Below are 21,714 nucleotides of genomic sequence, written 5' to 3' on the forward strand. Positions count from 1 at the left end.
TCAGTCTCCGTGGAATGTACGGTTGATCACGTCCATTTGCTGCTCACGCGTCAGGCGTACGAAGTTAACGGCATAGCCGGATACGCGGATCGTCAGGCTCGGATACTTCTCCGGATGATCCATCGCGTCGAGCAAAGTGTCGCGGTTCAGGACGTTGATGTTCATGTGATAGCCGGTCGTTCCGAAGAAGCCGTCGAGGATAGACGTCAGGTTCGTGATCCGGTCGTTTTCCGTACGCCCGAGCCCCGTGGGGACCAGAGTCGTCGTCAAGGAGATGCCGTCCTGGGCATCCCTATACGGAATTTTCGCGACTGAAGCAGCGGAGGCGTGGATGCCGTGGCTGTCGCGCCCATGCATCGGATTTGCGCCGGGAGCGAAGGGTTCGCCCTTACGCCGGCCGTCCGGAGTGTTCCCGGTAGCCTTTCCGTAGACGACGTTCGATGTGATGGTCAGCACCGACTGCGTATGCAAAGCGTTCCGGTAAAGCGGGAACTGGCGCAACTTCTTCATGAAGGTGCTCACCAGCCAGGCCGCCATGCCGTCGACACGATTGTCGTTATTCCCGAACAGTGGGAATTCGCCTTCGGTGACGTAATCGGTAATCAGCCCAGTATCGTCGCGAACGACCTTCACCTTGGCATATTTGATGGCCGAGAGGCTGTCCGCCACGACCGACATGCCGGCGATACCAAACGCCATTGTCCTGAGCGGCGCATAATCGTGCAGCGCCATCTCGATGCGCTCATAAGCATATTTGTCGTGCATGTAGTGGATGACGTTCATCGCGCTCGCGTAGGTGCCGGCGAGCCAGTCCATCATCTTGTCGAAGCGATCCACGACATCGTCGAAGTCGAGATAATCGCCTTTCACCGGTTCCGTCGGAGGCGCGATCTGCTTTCCGCTGACTTCGTCGCGGCCGCCGTTGATCGCGTAGAGCATCGCCTTGGCGAGATTGGCCCGGGCGCCGAAGAACTGCATCTGTTTGCCCATCGCCATCGGTGAGACGCAGCAGGCGATGGCGCCGTCGTCGCCCCAAGCCATGCGCATGATTTCGTCGCTCTCGAATTGGATCGAGCTCGTGTCGATCGCCACCTTGGACGAGAAGCGCCGGAAGCCTTCTGGCAGTTGCGGCGTGTACCAGATGGTCAGATTCGGTTCGGGGGCCGGTCCCAGATTGTACAGGGTCTGCAGGAAGCGGAAGCTTGTCTTGGTGACGAGGGGCCGTCCGTCGTCGGCCATGCCCGCAATCGACTCGGTCACCCATGTCGGATCGCCCGCAAAGAGATCGTCATATTCCGGTGTTCGTAGGAAGCGGACGATCCGCAGCTTGATCACGAAATCATCGACGATCTCTTGGGCTTTCTCCTCGGTGAGCGTTCCGTTCTCGAGGTCGCGCTCGAAGTAGATATCGAGGAAGGTCGATACGCGACCAAGCGACATGGCCGCCCCATTCTGCTCCTTCACCGCCGCCAGATATCCGAAATAGAGCCACTGAACGGCTTCCTTGGCCGTGCTCGCCGGTCCGGAAATATCGAAGCCATATTTGGCGGCCATTTCCTTGAGCTCGCCGAGCGCGCGGATTTGCTCCGAAAGCTCCTCGCGGTCGCGAATTATCGCATCGGTTGACCATTGATCGTCGAGCGACAGCTTCTCGGCTTTCTTGACCTCGATGAGCCGGTCAACGCCGTAAAGCGCAACGCGACGGTAATCGCCGATGATACGCCCGCGGCCATAAGCATCGGGAAGCCCGGTTAGGACGTGTGAGCTACGGCAGCGCCGCACATCCTGGGTATAAGCATCGAAGACGCCTTCATTGTGGGTCTTGCGATACTTCGTGAAGATCTCAATGACCTTGGGATCTGGCTTGTAGCCGTAGGCCTCAAGACCATTCGTGACCATCTTGAGCCCGCCGTTCGGCATGATCGCACGCTTCAACGGAGCATCCGTCTGCAGGCCGACGATGATTTCGTTCTTTTTGTCGATATAGCCCGCGTCGTGCGCCGTGATGGAGCTCGGAATCTGCGAGACGTCGAGCACGCCCTTCTTGCGTTCCTCTACAAATAAGTCGGTTAGCTTCTTCCAGATCGCTGTCGTGCGCTTTGTCGGTCCCGCCAGGAAGCTCTCGTCGCCGTAATAAGGTTCGTAATTGTGCTGCATGAAATTGCGGACATTGATCTCCTTCGTCCACAGACCCGGCTTGAACGCACTGCTCTTCTTGGCTGCCGGCTTGTGCTCGGGTTCCATGATCAAGGTCGACATAAAATCCTCCATTGAATCCTATTCGGCCGGCAGCCCCGCGCCGAGCGGGGGGCCACCAACATGCTTGCGAGCTTTTGGCCCGGTTTCGCGCAGCACGAGCGTCAAGCCGATCGCGATCGCGACGCCGATCAGCATCGGCATGAACGTCGCTTGGTAATCGGCAAGGTCACGAACCTCCCCGCCACTGATCCGGGTCAGGCGCGCGGCGAACAAGGGACCGAAGATGGCCGTGAGCGAGAAATTGATGAAGTTGATGACGCCCGTAGCGGTGCCACTGTGCTCCGGCCGGTTTGCTTCCTTGATGACTGTATAGGGGATCATCGCTGCGCCAGACGCGATGCCGGCGACCAGGGCGAGGAAGTATGGAGGGAAGACATTGACCGGTCCGAATAGGCCGAACGTGAGAGTTGCAAGGAGGATGGCGGCGGCGCCTATGATAACCGGCTTGCGCCGACCTATGCGGTCCGAGACCCATCCGAGCAGGGGACAGCCAATAATCCATCCGAAGGGGACCGCTGCCGAGCGAAGAACCGCGACTTCGTAGGGCGCGCCATGAGCTTCCTGCAAAAAACGTACGCCCCAAACCATGTCGAAGATGGTGGTCGGGATAAAAATCAGCCCCGCGATCAAGCCGCATATGATCGACTGAGGGTTGCGGAAGACCGCCCCAAATCCCCCAAGCGCGGCCCTGAGGCCCGGCTTTTCCGCTGCTGCGGATGTCCTGTCCCGGCCGGGAATGAGCACGAACAGCAAGATCGCGATCGGCACGCCGATTATTCCCATGCCGAGCCAGAAGCTGTCCCACGAGACGCCGCTGCCAATGACCGGGCCGACGACGAACTGGCCGGCAGAACCACCTGCCATTCCGAACATCTGCGTTGCGCCGATCATCGTGGCCGCGCGGGAAGCGGGCATGTAACTGCTAACGAGGTAGACTGCGCCGATTAGCGCGAAGACACCCCCGGCCCCCTGCATGAAGCGGCCGATGCTCGCCATCGTTTGGTCGCCGGTGGAAAACAGGATTGCTCCGACCGCCACCGTCGCAGCGCCGAGCGGGACCACCATGCGCGGGCCGACCTGATCCATGGCCACGCCCGCTACGAGACTGAAGGGCGCGTATCCCCAGTAGAAAAGGCCGACGAGCGAGGCCACGCCGACGGCCGTCAGGCCAAATGCGGCAGTCAGGTCGGGCATCATGACTGCGGGAGCCGACCGCATCGAATATTGATAGAAATAGAAGACAGAGGTTACGAGCCACGCCGCCATGACCACGCCATTTGCAGTCGCGCTTTTGGAGGGCTGGCTGGTGGCGGTCACCGCCGCGAACCTGTCAACAAAGCGTTAGGGACACGGCCAAGCCGCCTTCGGACGTCTCCTTGTATTTGGAGTTCATTTCCTTCGCGGTGATCGCCAACGCCTGCACCGTAGAATCGAAATCGACGCGGCGATTGGCCGGGATTTCATTATTGGCGATCAGATAGCCGGTCCACGATTTTACCGCACCGAAAGCACAGCGTTCGATGCACGGAACTTGCACGAAACCCGCGACAGGGTCGCAGGTCATGCCTAGGTGATGTTCCAGCGCCCCTTCCGCAGCATTTGCGACGACTTGCGGCGGAGCATCAAGGGCCTGCGCGATCATTGCGGCGCCCATCGCTGAGGCAACACCGATCTCGGCCTGACAACCGCCCTCCGCTGCCGCGAGGGTAGCGTGGTGCTTGCAGAGATAACCGATCACCGAGGCTGCAAGGAGGCCTTCGCGGAGTTTCTGGTCGGACACCTTGGCTCCGGCAGCGTCGAGCGAATAGAGCACCGCGGGCATCACTCCGGCCGATCCGCCCGTAGGTGCGGTAATGACCAGGTGTCCGCGCGCATTTTCCTCAGAGCCTGCGAGTGCGGCCGCCGAGACCATTCCGATTGCCTTACGTGCCGGGATCGCTTCGTTCATTGCGCTTTTGTAGACATCGCCTGCCTTGGTCTTGAGCTTGATCGGTCCAGGCAAGGTCGATGTCGGCGCGGCTAGCCCCGTCTTAACCGTCGCGCGCATTGCGCCGATGATCTTGTCGAGGAAGGCGTTGACCTCCTGTTCGCTCTTGCCGGAGATTGACGTTTCGTTGGCCATTGCCAGCTGTGCGATCGAGATATTGTCGCGCTTGGTGTAGTTCAGAACCTCCGCGATTGTTTTGTAGGGATATTTGGGCGGATTCTTCTTGGGCGGGGTGTACCCCTTCCATTCGATGAAACCTCCGCCTACCGAATAATATTCCTGCTCCAGCAACACCTTGTCGCCGGCGAGCAGGCTCACCTTCATCGTGTTGGCGTGGGGAAAGTCACCCTTGGTCGCGTCGTAAATGATGTCTTTAAGGGAAGCATTGATCGTCTTCGTCCCGAGCTTGACCGGATAAATCTTTTCCGGCTCGGCAGCCATCTTGTCGAGAACCGCGACCGGGTCGATCGTCGCCGGCTCGTGACCGATGAGGCCAGCGAGGGCGGCCCGCTCCGTACCATGGCCTTTGCCCGTGGCGCTGAGGCTACCGTAAAGGTTGACCTTTAGCGCCGTGGCTTTGTCGAGCTCTGCCTGCGGCAATTTGATGGCTCGTTGATAGAAATCGTAGGTGATGCGCATCGGCCCGATCGTGTGTGACGACGAAGGCCCAGGACCGACTTTGTAGAACTCGTCCACGAGGGTCATGACCGGACCCTTCTCGTCCTTAACAACCTGGAGGTTGGGGTCGAGCTTGACCAGTTGCCCTTCAGCAGGGGCTTGCGCCCACAGCGGATTGGCCGTGCCACCGAGTGCAACGATGGCGCTGGCCATCGCGCTCCGAACCATAAAGGTGCGGCGATCGGAACCTGCAGGAGGCTCGGAATAATCGAGCTCCGGAATCGTGCCTGATGGGAATTCACTGGTCATATTGTCCATTACGAGCCTCCCTCTCATGGCCCGGAACCGGCTGACGCGGAGGCCTTGCGGACACGCTGTCGATCGCCCGCCGATTTCCGTTGGCGAGAATGGTCGAAGGATAAGCCGGCGCGGGTTAGGAGTAATCGGGGGTAACCCCCAAGAACCCCTCAGCCTGTGGCTGATGACTTCTCTGGGGTTTTGATGGCGGTCCCTTGGCGCAAGCGTCCGGACATATCCGGATAGGCCAAAAGTGGCTCTTGCCTATTTTTCGGCGCGGAGCTCGGGCCATTCCCTTGGCCTGCCTGACAAGAAGGAAGAAGCCCATGCCGGTGCTTGAGGCAGAGGCCCCTGTCGGCCGTAATACCCATAAGAAGCTGGACGCCCTGATCTCCCGGGCACGTAAGAACCCCCCGGTGAAAGTGGCGGTTGCCCACCCTTGCGATCAGGTTTCGCTGGAAAGCGTCGTTGCGGCCGCGAAGCTTGGGCTGATGACGCCGATCTTGGTCGGGCCCGAAAAGCGCATTCGCGAGGTTGCCGAGCAGTACGATCTCGACATCAGCGGCTTCGAGATAGTCAATGCGGAATATAGTCATGAATCAGCAGAGAAAGCAGTCGCGCTGGTCCGTGAGGGGCGCGCTGAGGCCTTGATGAAAGGCAGCCTGCACACTGACGAGTTGATGGCAGCAGTCGTCAAGCGCGACACCGGCCTGCGCACTTCACGCCGCATAAGCCATTGTTTCATCATGGACGTGCCCGATCACGACCAGCCGCTCATCATCACCGACGCGGCCGTCAATATTGCGCCGGACCTCACGTCGAAGGTGCACATCGTCCAGAATGCCATCGATCTCGCCCACGCGCTTTCGAACAACGAGCCGCGGGTCGCGATCCTGAGCGCAATGGAGAGCGTCAATCCGGACGTGCCGTCCACGCTCGAAGCGGCCGCTCTCTGCAAGATGGCCGACCGGGGCCAAATTACCGGCGCGGTCCTCGATGGACCGCTGGCTCTTGATAATGCGATCAGTCCCGAAGCGGCCGCTATCAAGAAGATATCGTCGCCCGTGGCGGGTCGTGCGAGCATCCTCGTCGTGCCAGACCTGGAAGCGGGCAACATGCTTGCGAAGAGCCTTTCCTTCCTCGCCGACGCCGACGCTGCCGGTATCGTTCTTGGGGCCAAGGTCCCGATCATCCTGACGAGCCGGGCGGACGAGGAAATGGCGCGGCTTGCATCGTGCGCCGTGGCCCAGTTGCTTGTCGCCGCGCGCCGTGCCGACACCTCTGCCGCCATTCAATAGGCGGGGGGCAAAATGGCTAATCAGATTGCGGTCATCAACGCTGGCTCTTCGAGCATCAAGTTTGCCGTCTTTCATGACGACGCGGGCCAATCCCTCATCTTCCGGGGGCAGGTGGAAAAGATCGGCGTCGCGCCCAGCCTGATGGTTGAGAATTCCGAAGGCGACACGCTCATTGAAAACGAATGGCCAGCGAAGGAGGTGAACCACCAATCGGCAACGAAAATCATCCTCCAGACGGCCATCGCGCTCCTCGGTGGCGAGACAGTCGAAGGGATTGGCCATCGCGTCGTTCATGGAGGGACCAAGTTCACTGCGCCTGTGGAGGTGACCCCCGACGTTGTCATGGCGCTGAAATTACTGACGCCTCTGGCGCCACTGCACCAGCCGCACAATTTATCCCCGATCGAAGCGATCATGTCGGAGGCGCCCCACATCCCGCAAGTCGCGTGTTTCGACACGGCCTTCCATCAGACGCAGCCGCATTTGGCGCAATCCTTCGCCCTGCCGCGAGAGATCAGCGATTCTGGCGTGCGCCGATACGGCTTCCACGGCCTTTCGTACGAATTCGTCAGTGGCCGGCTACAGACGATCGCGCCGGACCACGCGCAGAAGCGCATCATCATTGCGCACCTCGGGAATGGCGCGAGCCTATGTGCGATGCATCGGGGGCGCAGCGTGGCGACGACGATGGGCTTTACTGCGGTCGAAGGCCTGATGATGGGGACGCGGTGCGGCTCGATCGACCCAGGGGTCCTCATCTACCTCATGGACGAAAAGGGTCTCGATGCGCGTGGGCTCGAAAATCTTATCTACAAGAAGTCCGGCCTTCTCGGAGTGTCCGGGATAACGTCCGACATGCGGGCACTGCGTTCCTCGAACGACCCGCGAGCCCGCGAGGCGATCGATCTTTTCATCTACCGCATCGTGCGGGAGATTGGATCGCTCGCCGCGGCGCTGGGAGGTTTGGACGGAATCGTCTTCACCGGCGGGATCGGTCAGCGTGACGCGAAGACGCGCCAGGAAGTCGTTGCGGGCTGCGCATGGCTCGGGGCTGCCATCGACAAGCAAGCCAATGCAATTGGCGAAGGCAGGATCGATGCGCCGCAGTCAACCATCCCAATCTGGGTGGTCTCTACCGACGAGGAGCGCATCATCGCCCGGCACACGGCCGATTTGATCCGATCAGCAGCGACTAGTGAAGCCGATGTCGTAACGGCGGATGTTCCGGGGCCAACGGTTCAAGGCTGACGGAGCGTCGCGTTCGATACCGCTCGGCCAATTCGAAATATTGCACCAAATCCTCAAGCTCACTTTCGAGCTCCGCGCGCCAATGTGGAGGCGTTCCGGGGGACAGCAAAGCTTCCGAAGTCTCCCGGATCGCCAGGAGGATGGTGCGCCTGAAGACCTGGATATTGCGGTCCCAAAAGAGGGTCGGGTCAGTATCCTGATGATCAAGAGTGCGAAGGCCGGTCTCGAGTTGCTCGATGCTAAGTGGGCGCAATTCGCCAGGGATTGCGGGCGGATTTTTCGATCGGGACATCTTCTGGAAGCTAGGTCCGGATGACGGGCCGCACTATCGGGATTCACCCGACCGCGGACGTCAGAACCCCTGTTCGAAGCCGAGGCGGATCGTGCGGGGTCTAAGCGGAGTGATCTGGTCAACGCCGCCGATCGGAGCGCCGAATGCGAACCGATTGCCGACTTCGTCGGTGATGTTGGTGATGTTCAGGGTCCAGGCTCGAGCGCCTTCCGAGAGACGCACCATGAGGCCGGAATCCAAATATTGTCCCTGCTCTTCCCCCAACTGTGGGCCGACGCCCAGACGGGAACTACCGACGTAGCGCCCATAGATGTTCGTGTGCAGCATCCAGTCGCCACCGAGCGCCACGCGCCAATCGATTGCGCCCCTTGCCACGACCTTAGCTATGTTCGGGATATTCATGGTGCCCTCGAGCATGTCCCAGGCGGCGCGATAGGCGTCAGCGGGATGGGTGATCCTGCCGTCATTCCAGGCAATGCCTGCTTCAAAGCGGAGATCGTCTGTAAGCTGCGCGCCCCCGTTTGCCGTGAGCGTCCAGACTCTGCCGTCGCCGATATTGTCGGTGATCGGGAGCCCGGAGCCATCAAGGAAATCGGCCTGGATATTGTGCCAGCTGCTGATCGTGGCACTTCCCTGGAAGTCAAATGGGTCGCGGCCCGGTTTGCCATAGCGGAACCCGAGCTCAGCCGTTCGCAAATGGTCGTTCCGGTAGAGGATCACCGTATCGCCCGCGATCGAAACGCCGCCCGGACGAAAGCCCTCCTGATATCGGCCATAGACGGTGAGATTATCTAGCGGCCTCGCAGAGATGGCGGCCGATGGAAGAAAGCTACGTTCTTTGCGCTCGGCCTCGGCCGGTACAACCGCGACGGGGCTAAGATGCTGCCCGGAACCGGAAAGGTCTGCGATTGTGTACCGTGCGCCTATCGTGGCTTCGATGGAGCGTCCGAGCTCAAGACCGACCTCGCCAAAGATCGTAGATTCACGAACGCGGTTTTCGGTGCCGGCGAGATCCGTCGACTCGCCTTCATTCAATATGTCTCGCGAAACGTCGTACCGATGGGAGATCGCGCTGAACCCGGCGAGCCAGCTGTAATGGTCCTTCATCGGACGCCAGAGCCGCGTCTCATTGCTCAGCGCGCGAGCATTGCTCAGCTGGCGCAACTGGCGTGGATTCGACCCCATCGAGGCATCGAAATTCTCTTCGACCTGGTGATGGCTAGCGGCCATGGTGGACCGGAAGCGAATGACGCCTGTATCCTTCCGAACGACGATGCTCGCGAGGCTGAAGTCCGAGGAGAAGGGCTGATCGACCAGGCTGTTTCGCGAAAGGGAAGGGCCGTTACGGTCGGCATATTGGCTGTCGTTGCCTCTGATCCGCTGGGCCGCTCCGCCCAAATCGACGAGCCAATCTCCGCCGAGCTTGGCTGACAGTGTGGCGCGGGCGCCGGTGACGCGGACATCGTTGATGTCCTTTCCGCCTGTCGCAAGGTTGTCGATGTAGCCGCCTTCGAGCGCACGGTAGCCCACGGCTCGGATGGCTACTGCATCACCGACAGGTAGGTTGAAGACGCCGGACGTATCATGGCCGGGATCGCCCCGTCGGGTGAGGCTTGCACCATTGGAAATCATACCCGATTGCTCGCCGAAGACCGGCATATTAGGCCTGAGGAGCACGATTCCGCCTAAGGCGCCCGAACCGTAGAGCGTGCTCTGCGGGCCCTCCAGGATCTCGACCGACTTGATATCGACGAGCTTCAGATCAGGGTCCGCACCGCTGTATCCTGTGCGCACGTCCCCGAAATATTGGCCGACGGGAGATTGAGTCGGCCCGCTGAAGCTGGAATCGGCGATGCCGCGTATGAAAAGCTTGTTGCGCCCTGATCCAAGGTGCGTGGACGAGAATCCGACGGTGCGGGACTCGATCGCATCAGCTCCGCGGACCCCGAGCGCGGCGAACTCATCGCCTTCGATCCGAGACCACGCACCAGCGAAGCGCCTCGACAATGTGTCGCGCTTGCTCGCCGTTACGACGATGTCCGCAAGTTGCGGCTCCGCTTCCTGGCGTAAGATCGGCCGTGCGATTGGCGCGCCCGTTGGTGCGATACGGCGTAGCTTGGGCTGCGGACGCTCCGCCAACAGGACGTAACTGTTCGATCCGACTTTGCGAACTTGCAGGCCGCTCAACTTGGCCAATTGTACGAGCGCATCGCCTGCACTTTGCTGGCCCCGGATAGCTGGTGCCCGCTTTCGCAGGATGCTGCTGTCCGCAACAGCGACACTGACGCCGGCCTGTCGACCAATAGCAAAGGCGGCCTGGCCGACAGTCCCGGCTGGGATGTCGATCGGCTTGGAAAAGGCAGGGGAGGGAGTGGCGATGATCACAGCCGCGGCAAGCGACGCGCCGACGATCGGGGTCCTAATCGCTAAGCCCTTCCTTGCAGCTTCCACCCTTTGCCCGACGGTTGCAGGGAAACGCCGAGAAGCGGACCTAGCGATCGGGGATCCCGCCTCACTTCAGCGACCGATAAGGTGCCGGTGAAGCGGCGTGCCGTCATAGCTTCGCTGAGACGAATGTCGAGACCCGTGGAACGCCGCAGGTCTGCAATCACATTTGCAATGGGTTCTTCGACATAGGTGAGCTGCCCCCGTTCGAAGGAGCCAACAGACGCGATATCGGCGGGCATTGCTCGAAGCGTCGGCGCACCATCGGACGCGTCCAGCCGCTGGCCGCGGTCCAATTGCAGCCGCGCTCCATCGGGATCCGCCAACACCGCACCCTCGCTGACAAGGACGCGGGTTTGCTGTCCGTCTCGAGACACTTCGAAGGTCGTGCCGACATCGACGAGCTTCAGATCGCCCGACAATACGGCAATGCGGCTCGGGCCCGCCTCGGCCAGCCGAAGCAGCACCTGACCGCTTTCCAGGCGAACTGTGCTCTTGGTGAGCCCGGCGAGCTTGATCCTGGTCTCCCCATTCATGACCAGCTGGTCGCGGCCACCCAGAGAGACTGTTCTCACTTCACCGGGGCCTGTTTGGTACTCCACCGGGAGAATGCGCGGAGTCACGATCACCGCGAGTGCTGCCGCAGCGGCGGTCGCGAGGGATGTAAAGGCGATGCGACCGCGACCGATTTTCCGTGGAGATATTGGCGCGGCTGCCAGCGTGTCCAGGACGGGTGCGAACTCGGCTTCAGCCTGCGCGACAGAATGATAAGCGCGGGCATTGGCTGGGTTTTCTTCAAGCCACGCCGTGAATTCGTCCCACGCGTCGAACTCTGGGTCATTCGTTCGAACGAGCCAGTCGATCGCGGCATCGCGCACGGTCAGTTCGTCACTCATGCCCATCTGTCCCTTTGGACGGAATCAAGGCGCTTATTCCTCATCGAACTTCCTCCTCAGCTCGTCGAGTAAGCGGTAGACAGTCCGAAGATCGCTTTCGACGGTGCTCGAGCTTACTCCCATCGCCGCGGCGATTTCGCGCTGGGTGCGGCCTTCGATGCGGTGGTCGCGGAATATGGAGAGCGCACGAGAGGGAAGCTTCTTGAGTTCCGCTTCGACAATCCTCAGCCTCCGACGGCCTTCCAGATCACGTTCAGGGCCGGGGTCGTTCGCCGGAGAGCCTGGTATACGATCCACCAGGGCCGCCCACTCTACCTCGCGGCGCTCAGCCTGAATTTCGGAGCGACGGCGATCGATCATCAGGTTGGTCGCAGCGCGATAGAGGTAATTGCGCGGCGACGAGATCGGACCCGTCGCCGAAGCCACGAACTTCAGCCACAGCTCCTGCAGGATGTCTTCTGCTGCTTCTCCCGCTCCGTGAGCGCGAAGGTATCGCAGCAGTTGCTCCCGGTGCTCATCAAATATCTGCTGTACGCCCTGGACTTCCATGGTCTCGGCCAACCAAGCGACCGCTATAAAGAGAATTGTCGCGGCGGAAAGACGCGCAAGCCATCCGTCCCACGCGTCATACGTTTGTCAAAAATAATCCAAGGCAATGTCAGTGCGCCTCCGTCTGATCAGATGAACCCTTCGGCCACTCTCCGGCGGGAGGGTTCACCCAATCTGCGACGGACGAGGATTTTCTATGCGTGCTCCTTTGCTTGCCAGCCTTCGACTGACAAATGGAAAGAAGGGTCTAGCAAGAGGACGGCTGCTCGCTGCGAGCGCTTCCGTGCTGGCATTAGGAGTGCTCAGTCCAGCTGAGGCGCTGGCCGCGAGCGAACCGGGTGTGCGCCAGGAGGATACCGGCACGATCGCGATCAACCTGTACGAGGTTGATTCATCCGCTCCCGCTCAGCACTTCGGCGCGACTGTCATCGATGATAATCCCGGCGGCCTTGCTGCCGCGACTGCCTACGTGCTTTGCGCTGGAACCGCGACCTGTTCCTCACCGGGCGCCATCGAGCAGTCTGCCATTGGCAGTCAGTCTGCATCCAACCTGATCGCCATCGGCGGCTCCCAGACGATCCATGCGGAAGCACATGCCGAAGGGAATACGGCCACCGCCGTCGGGTTCATCGACTTAGCAGTCGGTCAGCTCGCCGTTGCTCCCGAGCTTGCGACCAACGAGATCTCAATCGGCGGCCTGCTCGACATCGACGCCGCTGCTGACGCGCAGGGCGACAGCGGGCCAGCGATCGCCGTCGCCGCCGTTGGGACCGGCATTTGGCAGGTCGCTACGGCCGGATCGGCAGAAGGCACTGCCAGCAATCAAATGGGCAATACGGGTGCGGTTACGATCGCCGCAGACGCACATGCGGAATCCGATGGTGGTTATGCAACCGCCGCAGCCTTCATCGAGCTTGGCGTTTACCAGCAGGCGAGGGGCGTAGACCTTGCCGCCAATTCCTTCACCAATGAGGGGGATTTCACAGTCGGCGCCTATGCGAGCGCCGTCGCAGGCGCGGGCGATGCACTGGCGACTGCAAGCGCGGTCGGAATCGTCCAGCTTGCCAGTGCGCGCACGCAAAGCATCGAGAATGCGACGCTGGAATATGGGACGCTGGTCGGCGCATCCAGCGACAATCCGGCCGGAGTGGCTCAATCCACGATCACGAACAACGGCGCGTTCACGGTCGATGTTGCGGCGCATGCGGACGCGGGAGGCCACGCCTATGCGACCGCCGCGCTCACTGGCATCGTTCAGCTTGCTGGCGGAAACGAGGCGCTCGTTTCCTTAGCGAACAATGGAACGATCGACTTCGCCGGTTCCGCCGTGGCCCATGGCGCTGGTATCGTGCGCGGCGACGTACGCATGGCCGGGATCGTGCAGGTCGCAACGGCAATAGCCGCTTCGACGCTGGAAACGATCCATCCAAACGGAACGGCGACATTCCAGGTCAGCACGGTACCGGTTGGTGAAGCGGTCGCATCTTTCGCCAACAGCGGCGATATTTTTGTGGGTGCTGAGGTTCACGTCGCGGCCGACGCACTTTCTTCCGCATATGCTACGGATGCGCTTGGTTATGGGCTGGTAACCGCCGTCAACCAGACTGCAGCCGGGGCGGACGCGTCAGCACATCTCGACAATGATGGCTCGATAATCGTCAGCGCCCTTGTCGACGCCGAATCCGATGGAGCGGCGAGGGCGATTGCGCTCGCGAGCGGTATAGACCAGGTGGCGAGCGCGGTCGGGGCTCACGGCACGGCAATATATACTTATTCAACGACTATTCCGGCCTATGTGACCGGAGGTCCGGAGGCAGTTGGCAAAGCTTCAGCCGAACTCGCGAATTCAGGAACGCTCAGTATCTTCGCGAACGCCCACGCGGCCGGTGAGGAATCGGCACTTGCGGGGGCGACGGCGGTTGGGGTCAATCAGGTCGCGGCAGGCACGAGTGCGAATGCGCAGCTGACGAACGACGGAGACATTAGCGTCATCGGAAAGGCACATGCGGAAGCCACCGGCGTGGCGGGTGCGTTGGCTGGTGCCGTCGGGTTGACCCAATTGGCGAGCGGCACTGCTCAGGCGGGGGTCGCGATGGATAACGAAGGCTCCATACTGGTCGGCGCTTCGGCAATCGCGAACGGCGGCCTAGCAGTTGCGAACGCGACCGCGTTGGGCTTGCTGCAGCGAGTCACGGGACTGGCGACCGCGAGCGCAGGTTTCGTGAACACGGGGTCCGTTGAGGTGATGGCTATCGCGAAGGCAGAAGGCACAAGTTCCGCAGCCGCAGTCATCCATGCAGACGGCCTGCGGCAACTCGTCGCAGGCAGCAACGCGTCAGCGCAATTCACCAACGAAGGTGACTTCGAAGTTGGCGCGCAAGTTCATGCCGTAGCTGATACGAGCGCCATTGCAGGGGCGACGGTGTTCGAAGGTGTGTCGCAATATGCCAGCGGCGGCACGACGGGCGCCGGACATCTGTCGCTCGACAACCAGGGTACGATCGCGGTCGGCATATTAGCCGAAGCGACCGCGGGCGATCACGCATATGCCACCGGCTGGGCGTTGGGCGGCGTTCTTCAGACCGTTCACGGTAACAATGGCGGCTCGATCGCTTTCGACAACAGTGGCGCTATAGAGATAGTTTCCGTTGCGAACGCGGATGCGATGGATGGGCAGGAGACCGATATCGCTTTCGCGAACGCCTTCGCGGTCGGGAATTTCGCTCGAATCTCTCAATTCGATCCGGGCACTGGGACAGGAACCGGCACCTACACCACATTCGACATTCACTTGGCTGCTAACCCCGGTGATGCGGTCATCGACATGTCAAATAGCGGCACGATCCACGTCGACGCGGCAGCGCATGCGTCGGCCGATGGAAATGCTTACGCCTTCGGAAGCGCCGTCTATGGAATGGTGGCGGCTGCCACGCTGCCCGCCGACGGCGATGCCGGCGTATCGCTCGCCAATAGTGGCGACATTCGGCTCGCCGGGAACGCTACGGCCGTTGGCGGCCACGCCGCTACGGCCGCTGCACAGGCGGTTGGGGGCTTGTTGGGCATTGCAAGTGCCGGCGGCAATGGCGACGCCGATGTGGCCGTCGAGAACAGCGGCGCAATTTTGATCCATGCCGATGCGCATGCGGAAGCTTCGACGAACGCATTCGCGGTCGCGCTCGGCCTTACGGCGGTCTGGCAGGTCGCCAATGCCAATGCCGGTGACGCGTCGGTCAGCCTTACGAATAGCGGAACTATCGACCTGATCGCTGAAGCGGCCGCAACGGCCCTGGTCGCCCAAGCGACAGCGCAAGCCGGAAACGGCAGCATCTTTTTTGGCGCCTTGTTCCAGTCAGCATTTGCAGTGAGTGGGGACGCGAACGCCTTCTTCGACAACCAGGGCGACATCTCTATATTCGCCGATGCCTCCGTCCACGGTTCGGTAATCGCATACGCCAACGCTTACGGAGGGCCCGGCATTATGCAGCGGGTCGTCGGGATCGAGGGCACTGCCGAGCTCAAAAACAGCGGGTCACTGAGCATCGTCGCGAACGCCCTCGCTACTTCAACCAACTCGGCTATCGCGAACGCCTCCGACCTCATCGGCATGTTCGCCGCGGCAACCGGTTCGGACCACGGCATTGCATCGCTCGATAATAGTGGAAGTGTGACAGTCGCCGCCATTGCTGAGGCAAACGGCCCGACTTGGGCGACTGCGGACGCGAGCGTCGGTCGCGCGCTTCTTGTCGCGGCGCGAGCAAATTCCGGCGACTCCGTGGGTGAGCTAACCAACTCCGGTGAGGTGACAGTTGGGGCCAGCGCCTTGGCCTCGGGCGAATTCGCGGCCGCGACTGCAAATCTGGAATATGTCGTCGTGGATCAAGCGACTGCCGTTGGTGGTGACGCGAACGCTATCTTTGATAACTCCGGCGAGATCACGATCCTGGCCAATGGCGTTGCGGGGACGTCGACCGAAAACGGCTATGGAACGGCGCTCGCGTACGCGACGATTTTCAATGCGATAGGCCAGCACGCCTCCGGGATCGCATTCACGAGCTCGGGCTTTCACCCGGGTAATGTGTCGGCGGACCTCAACAACGACGGCACGATCGAAATCAGCGCTCATGCCGCGGGCGAAGGAGAGGTCGCGGGCAACGCTTCGGTCATTCTTTCAGGCGGGATCGTCCAGGACCTCCACATGAATCAATTTGGGTCGTCCTATGGCACGGCAACGGACGTGCTTGGATCGGCGACCTTCATAAATGGTGGCGACGTGACTCTGGTGGCCGACGCGGAGGCCGCCGGATCCAGCGCAGTTGCAGTGGCAAATGTCGTAGCTGGAATCAGTCAGTTGGCTGATATCTCTTACGGCAATGGCGCCGCTGGTATCACCAACGACGGCAGCATCGCGATTCATGCGGGTGCCGAAGCCTCAGGGGGCGAATTGTTCAGCCGCGGCAATGCCGTCGTTTATGGCGCCTTCTTCCAGAGCGTTGATGCAGCGACCGGTTCTGCCAACATATCGTTCGAGAACAGCGGCGAATTCGAAGTGACAGCCGGGGCAAAGGCCTCAGGCGAGCAGATTGTTGTCGCGTTCGCGCAGGCGCTGGCCGGAAATCAAGAGGCGCTTGCCGGGGAAGACGATTTGGCGGTCGCGTCCTTCGACAATAGCGGCGACTTCCTGGTCCACGCCGGCGCGCAGGCCACCGTTTCACCGCCGGAAGGCGCGACGGCTTTCACCTTCGCCAACGCTGCTGCGCAGGCGAGCGGGCTATATCAGTTGAGCAACCACGGCTCCGTCGCCTTCACCAATAGCGGCACGTTCGACATTGCCGCTGGAGCCCAGTCCAAGGGTCCGCAGGCGGACGGCTTCGCGATGGCGCTGGGCGTGAACCAGGGAGTCAGCGGTCAGGATGGAGCTATAAGCTTCGACAACGAAGGCAAATTCAACGTCAAAGCCGGTTTCAAGGGCGAGGGCGAGACCGGTACCGGCTTCGTCGTCGCGGTAGGTTATCGCGCGAGCGGCGAGTCATTGTCCGTCGACGCGGATAATGGCGGCGAAATGAACATCGTCGCCACCGCTGACGCCGCAGACGGCGCATCCGCAGGTGCGGTCGGCATGGCAATCCAGGCCGCTGTAGCGACCAGCGCGCCGGGGACAGCGCTTCTCTCTGGAACGCTGGACAACAGCGGCGACCTCGCGGTGCTCGCCTCGGCGATCGGCGGCGTGATGATGACCGGAACCGGCACGACCGCGCATGAAGTGCCGGGAAGCAATGCGACTGCAACCGGCGTCTCCTTGATGTCCGGCGTCAACACGGTGACGCTGAGCAATTCCGGCGCGATCAATGTCGATGCGGTGACCGGCCACGGCGGAAATGCCAATGCTTACGGCATCCGGGTCATTGGGAACGGAACAGGTTCTCCGTCATCGCCCGATGACGTGTTCACGTTCAACAATTCGGGCGACTTGATCGTTCGCGTGTCGAGCGACGAGGGCGAAACCTGGCGGCGCGGGCTCGCAATCGATGCTTCGGGCGCCCCCAACAAGTCTGTGATCAACCTGCTGGGCGGCGGCACGATCTATGGCAACATCGATATCAATGACGGAGACGAGATTGTCATCTCCGAGGGGGAAACGTCCCTTGACGGCACGATCAATCCGGACCTGTTGCCGCCAGAGGATGAAGAGGAGGCGGCTGCGGCGCTCGCCCCGGAGCAGCTCCAAGGCTCGCTTACGGTAGAGGATGAAGCGACTCTGTTCCTGCGCAATTCGAAGTATTCCAACCCGACAGCATATGACGGCCCGTCTTACGTATTCGTCGACGACCTCACCGTCGAAGAGGGCGGGACGATAGCGTTCGAGCTCGCACCGGAAGGGCCCGGCGCACAACCGCTGGGCAGCTACAGCCAGATCTTCGCCGATCAGGCCGATATTCAAGGCACGATCGAAGCCCGGCTTACGTCCGAGAACGGACTGTTCGACGACATGACGTTCGAAGATATCATCGACGCCAATACTCTCACCGGGTTCGACGAAGACCGATGTGTGATTGGCGGAGCCCATGCCGGCTCCCTGTTCCTAGACATCGCATGCGCCGCTGACGACGATGCGAATATCGACGTTGAAGTCACCCGCGTCGCGTTCAACGCGATCGACGGCCTGACGTACAACGCGTCCGAAGCCGCTGAGGGATTGGAGTGTATCTACGATCCTGGATTGACGGGAGGGATTGCGGACCTGTTCGCGGATTTGTTCCTGATCGACGATGCGGCGGACTATAATGTGGCTCTGAACATGCTGGCGGGATCGAGCTACGCCGATTACCTGCAGTCGTTCCCGTCGCTGGGCGTGCGCTACAACGACATCCTCGACAAGGCGACCGCGTGCGAGGTTCCGACGCTTGCGGGCTCGGTGCTGGAATGCCGCGCTTCGGCTCCGCTGCACATGTGGGGCGAGCTCGACTTCCAGAGCCGTAGGGGCGACGGCGACAGCGAGGCGGGATCGTATCGCGCCAAGCGCACGACCGGGGTGATCGGCCTCGACGCCAGCGTCGGCGGCTCGGCGATCCTGGGGATGAGCGTCGGGTTCGTGAACAACCATGTGAACGAGCATCGCTTCAACGACGATATCGACGCCGACGGCTTCCAGGTCGGCGCCTATGGCGTCTACGACCCGGGGGCGTTTTACGTGAAGGCGCTGACCACCTACAGCTGGTACGACGGGGATTCGAAGCGCGACATCGACTTCACCCCGTTTGGCGGGACGTTCGGCGGCACCACGCGCGGCGATCCCGACGTCAAGATGTGGACCTTCGGCCTGCATGGCGGAGCGCGGCTCCCGCTTGGCGAGAACTCGGTGGCGACGCCTTATCTCAACCTCGACTATGTCCATGCCGGCATCGACGAGTTCATCGAGAGCGGGCTCGACGGCGCCAACCTCCATGTCGACGACAGCGGCATCAGCCGGACGTTCGTGACGTTGGGCGCAAAATGGGCGGGCCAGCTCGGCGGCGTAGTGCCGGAAGTGAACCTTGGCTACCGCCATCGCTTCGGCAACAGCCGGGCGCGGGTGACCGAGGCGTTCATGTGCCAGACCGACACCTGTCCGTTCGACATCGTGTCGGCGGCCGAGAAGCGCGGCACCTTCCTGGTCGGGGCGAGCCTCGGCGGCAAGATGGGCCCGGTCGATCTGAGGCTCGGCTACGACGGCGAGTTCAACGGCGACGTCCACAGCCATGCGTTCAACTTGAAGGCCGTGCTGCCGCTCGGCGGGCACAAGCAGGAAGCTGCTCCGCCTCCGCCGCCTCCGCCGCCGCCACCGCCTCCGGTCGTCGAGCAGCCCGCTCCACCGCCACCGCCACCGCCGCCGCCCGTCGAACGCGGCGAAAGGGGAGAGTGATCAGGGGCGGGTTTCTACGTCGACGCGGATGATCGTTCCGTGACCGAAGCCGCGCGCCGCGGCCGCGAGATCTGATGGGCTGACTTGATCGAGCTCGCGAACGAGTTGGTCATGCGGCCGTAAGCCGCCGGTCTCGACGAATTGTTGGGCAAGCTTGGCTGCCAGCTCTTCGTTGCTCTGGGAGGCTGTCAGGTCGCGGCCGAGCAGGTGGTTGCGCGCGGCCCTGGCCTCTGCCGGGCTTGGCGGGCTGCTGACGAGTGCGGCGAGTTGAGCTCGGAGTTCGGCTTCCATGGCATCGGCTTTGCCCGGATCGACCCCGGTGGAGATCGTGACCCAGGACCGTCGCCCGTCTGTCCGTACTTGGCTGTATATATGATAGACGATGCCCTTGTCGCCGATCGCGGAGCGCCCGAGCCGTCCGGAATAATCATGTGTCAGGACATAGAGCAGCATGCGCCATGCAAAGGCGTCGCGACTGGCCGGCGGAGGCCCTTCGACAACGTAGCCTATCGCTCCCTGTGAAAGGGGTCTGGAAATCCGCTCGCTAACGACGCTGAGTCCGTTTGAGCGCGTCGGTGTCGGCGATGCCATTGGCAACTTGGCGGGCCGCGCCTGACCCAGCTGCTTTTCGAGCATGTCCAAGGCCGCGCTGGAAGGGAAGTTGCCGCTAACGATAACTGCCAACGGCATTGGCGCCTTGCGTGGCTGACTATCCATCTGAGCGGCCATAAGCTGTTCGAGCCGAGTAGCGGGATCCTCGCTGGGTGGCTCAGCGATCCTGGGTCCAGTCCGCGCCGCCGCCACCGATTGCGCGACAAGATTCGTCAAATCGTTCGGCCGCCCCGAACGAACGACCGCGTCAAGGCCAGCCAATTGCTCGGGGTGGGCACCCCCTTCAACTGGGCCGGAGAGCAGCAATTCGACGGCGGCGGTGTCCGAAAGAGGATTGAACTGGACGATTGCCGGGAGCCCACCCGTTAGTCGGCGAAGCTGCGGTTCGCTGGCGACGACCGTGGGAGCAACGGTACCGGTACGATCGCCCATTGAGCGAGGGGTTGCGCGCGGGACAGTCCCAGACGGAGGGGCGCCCGGTATCATCCAGCCGGTCGTGAGCCGTTGCGGAACGAGGTAAGCCTGAGCGACGCGACGGACATCGGCCGTCGTCACTGCGCTAATCCGCGCAGGCAGGTCGAGGAGCACATCGAGGGCGCCAATACCTTCGAAGAAAGCAAGCTGGTGCGCAGCATCCTCAGTCGTGAGAACATCCTCCGCGATCGCGCGAATCACCGAAGCTTTCGCCTCGTTCAGCCGTGATTGCGCGACGGGGCGATCGCGAAGGACTGCGATTCGGCTTTCGATCAATCGCTCAGTCTCGGCTTGTTCCGCCTTGGCGCCGATCGATCCGCTGACGGTGAAGAGGAAAGAGTCGCGCGTGGGCGGCAGCCATGTCGCTATGTCCTCGGTGACGCCGAACAGCAGCGAACCTTTTGTTGCCGCAGTGCCCGTCCAGTCGCTTTGCCGAAGGTTCAGCCCAGATCCTCCGGCAAGGATCTCCTGGAGCAGGAGGAGCGGAACGAAATCCGGACTGGAGGCCGCCGGCGATGGATAGGCGAGCTGGAAAAAGCGCCGGTCGACCGGACCGAGCATTTCCGTCCGCCGTTCCCCGCGTTGCGACGGCTCGATGGTAAGGGTCGGCGGTGCGACTGGCCGGGATGGGACATCGGCGAAGCTCTTGGCGATCAATGCCTTCGCTTCTGCCGACTGGAAGTCCCCCACGACTGCCAATACCGCGTTCGCAGGCGCATAATGGCTTGAATAATAGGCGCGCGCGTCGTCGATGGTCAGCCGCTCGACGTCGCTGACGTAGCCAGCCATCGGACTCCCGTAAGGATGCGCCTGGAGCGCGGTGCGCGTAACCGTTTCCAGCAAAACGGACGCGGGATCGTTCTCGTAGCTGTGCAACTCCGTGATGACCGCGCCCTTTTCGGCCTGGATAGCGGCGGGATCGATGACCGTCCGAGCCATGCGATCAGCTTCAATCCGGAGGAGAAGGCCAAGATCTGCCTTCGGCATGGTCGAGAAATAGGTCGTCTGGTCCATCGCCGTATAGCCGTGCCACTCGCCACCGGCGTCGTAGATGAGTTCGGTCGCCTGAGCGTTTGGGAAGTTCTTGCTTCCGCGGAAAGCGAGATGCTCAAGGAAATGGGCGAGGCCGGTCTTGCCCGTCGTCTCAGCCGCCGACCCGCTTTTGTACAACATTTGCACACTGACGACCGGAAAACTGTGATCTTCCAAGACGATGACCGTCAGTCCGTTCGGCAGATGGCTGACATCAGCTCGTGCCAGATCCAGTTCCGCGGAAGCCGGTGCGGAAGCGACCAGTGCGATCGCTGCCAGGATTATCTGCGCTCTTGTCATCCCGCGGC

General features: G+C 61.7%; 10 protein-coding genes. 3 read left to right on the forward strand and 7 right to left on the reverse strand.

Translation table 11 applies throughout. The features are described 5' to 3' along the window. From pflB to LZ538_RS09130, 3 genes are read right to left on the reverse strand one after another with little or no spacing between them, the layout of a single operon-like run. On the reverse strand, positions 1–2,259 hold the full coding sequence (gene pflB, locus LZ538_RS09120; RefSeq protein WP_430741967.1) for a formate C-acetyltransferase: 2,259 nt from the start codon (positions 2,257–2,259) through the stop codon (positions 1–3). Between the two features lie 18 nt (positions 2,260–2,277). After that, positions 2,278–3,576 (reverse strand): MFS transporter, encoded by a 1,299-nt coding sequence (locus LZ538_RS09125; protein WP_249831712.1) that lies wholly within the window; start codon positions 3,574–3,576, stop codon positions 2,278–2,280. 13 nt (positions 3,577–3,589) lie between these two features. Beyond that, positions 3,590–5,182 carry an L-serine ammonia-lyase gene (locus tag LZ538_RS09130; protein WP_249831713.1) on the reverse strand — a complete coding sequence of 531 codons (1,593 nt, stop codon included), beginning with the start codon at positions 5,180–5,182 and terminating at the stop codon, positions 3,590–3,592. Between the two features lie 305 nt (positions 5,183–5,487). Here LZ538_RS09130 and LZ538_RS09135 point away from each other — a divergent pair, with 305 nt between their 5' ends. Together LZ538_RS09135 and LZ538_RS09140 are read left to right on the forward strand one after the other, a co-directional pair. After that, positions 5,488–6,459, forward strand: coding sequence for a phosphate acetyltransferase (locus LZ538_RS09135; protein ID WP_249831714.1), 972 nt, complete (start codon positions 5,488–5,490; stop codon positions 6,457–6,459). 12 nt (positions 6,460–6,471) lie between these two features. Next, on the forward strand, positions 6,472–7,707 hold the full coding sequence (locus tag LZ538_RS09140; RefSeq protein ID WP_249831715.1) for an acetate/propionate family kinase: 1,236 nt from the start codon (positions 6,472–6,474) through the stop codon (positions 7,705–7,707). 352 nt (positions 7,708–8,059) lie between these two features. Here the strand turns inward: LZ538_RS09140 and LZ538_RS09145 are convergent, their stop codons facing one another. From LZ538_RS09145 to LZ538_RS09155, 3 genes are all read right to left on the reverse strand, one after another. Then, complete coding sequence (locus LZ538_RS09145) at positions 8,060–10,195, reverse strand: TonB-dependent receptor (RefSeq protein ID WP_249831716.1); 2,136 nt, start codon at positions 10,193–10,195, stop codon at positions 8,060–8,062. 230 nt (positions 10,196–10,425) lie between these two features. Beyond that, a complete protein-coding gene (locus tag LZ538_RS09150; RefSeq protein WP_249831717.1) occupies positions 10,426–11,340 on the reverse strand; it encodes a FecR family protein in 915 nt (304 codons plus the stop codon). Between the two features lie 33 nt (positions 11,341–11,373). Further along, entirely contained in the window at positions 11,374–11,901 is a 528-nt protein-coding gene (locus LZ538_RS09155; RefSeq protein ID WP_249831718.1) for an RNA polymerase sigma factor, read from the reverse strand. Between the two features lie 286 nt (positions 11,902–12,187). On the opposite strand from LZ538_RS09155, the gene LZ538_RS09160 reads away from it, so the two are divergent. Continuing rightward, complete coding sequence (locus LZ538_RS09160) at positions 12,188–19,288, forward strand: autotransporter domain-containing protein (protein WP_249831719.1); 7,101 nt, start codon at positions 12,188–12,190, stop codon at positions 19,286–19,288. Here LZ538_RS09160 and LZ538_RS09165 read toward each other — a convergent pair whose 3' ends face one another. Then, the gene (locus LZ538_RS09165) at positions 19,289–21,706 is read right to left on the reverse strand and encodes a M16 family metallopeptidase (RefSeq protein WP_249831720.1); all 2,418 of its coding nucleotides are present in this window, start codon (positions 21,704–21,706) and stop codon (positions 19,289–19,291) included. Between the last annotated feature and the right edge of the window lie 8 nt (positions 21,707–21,714).

Origin of the sequence: Sphingomonas hankyongi (assembly GCF_023516575.1) — a bacterium.
GTDB lineage: Bacteria > Pseudomonadota > Alphaproteobacteria > Sphingomonadales > Sphingomonadaceae > Sphingomicrobium > Sphingomicrobium hankyongi.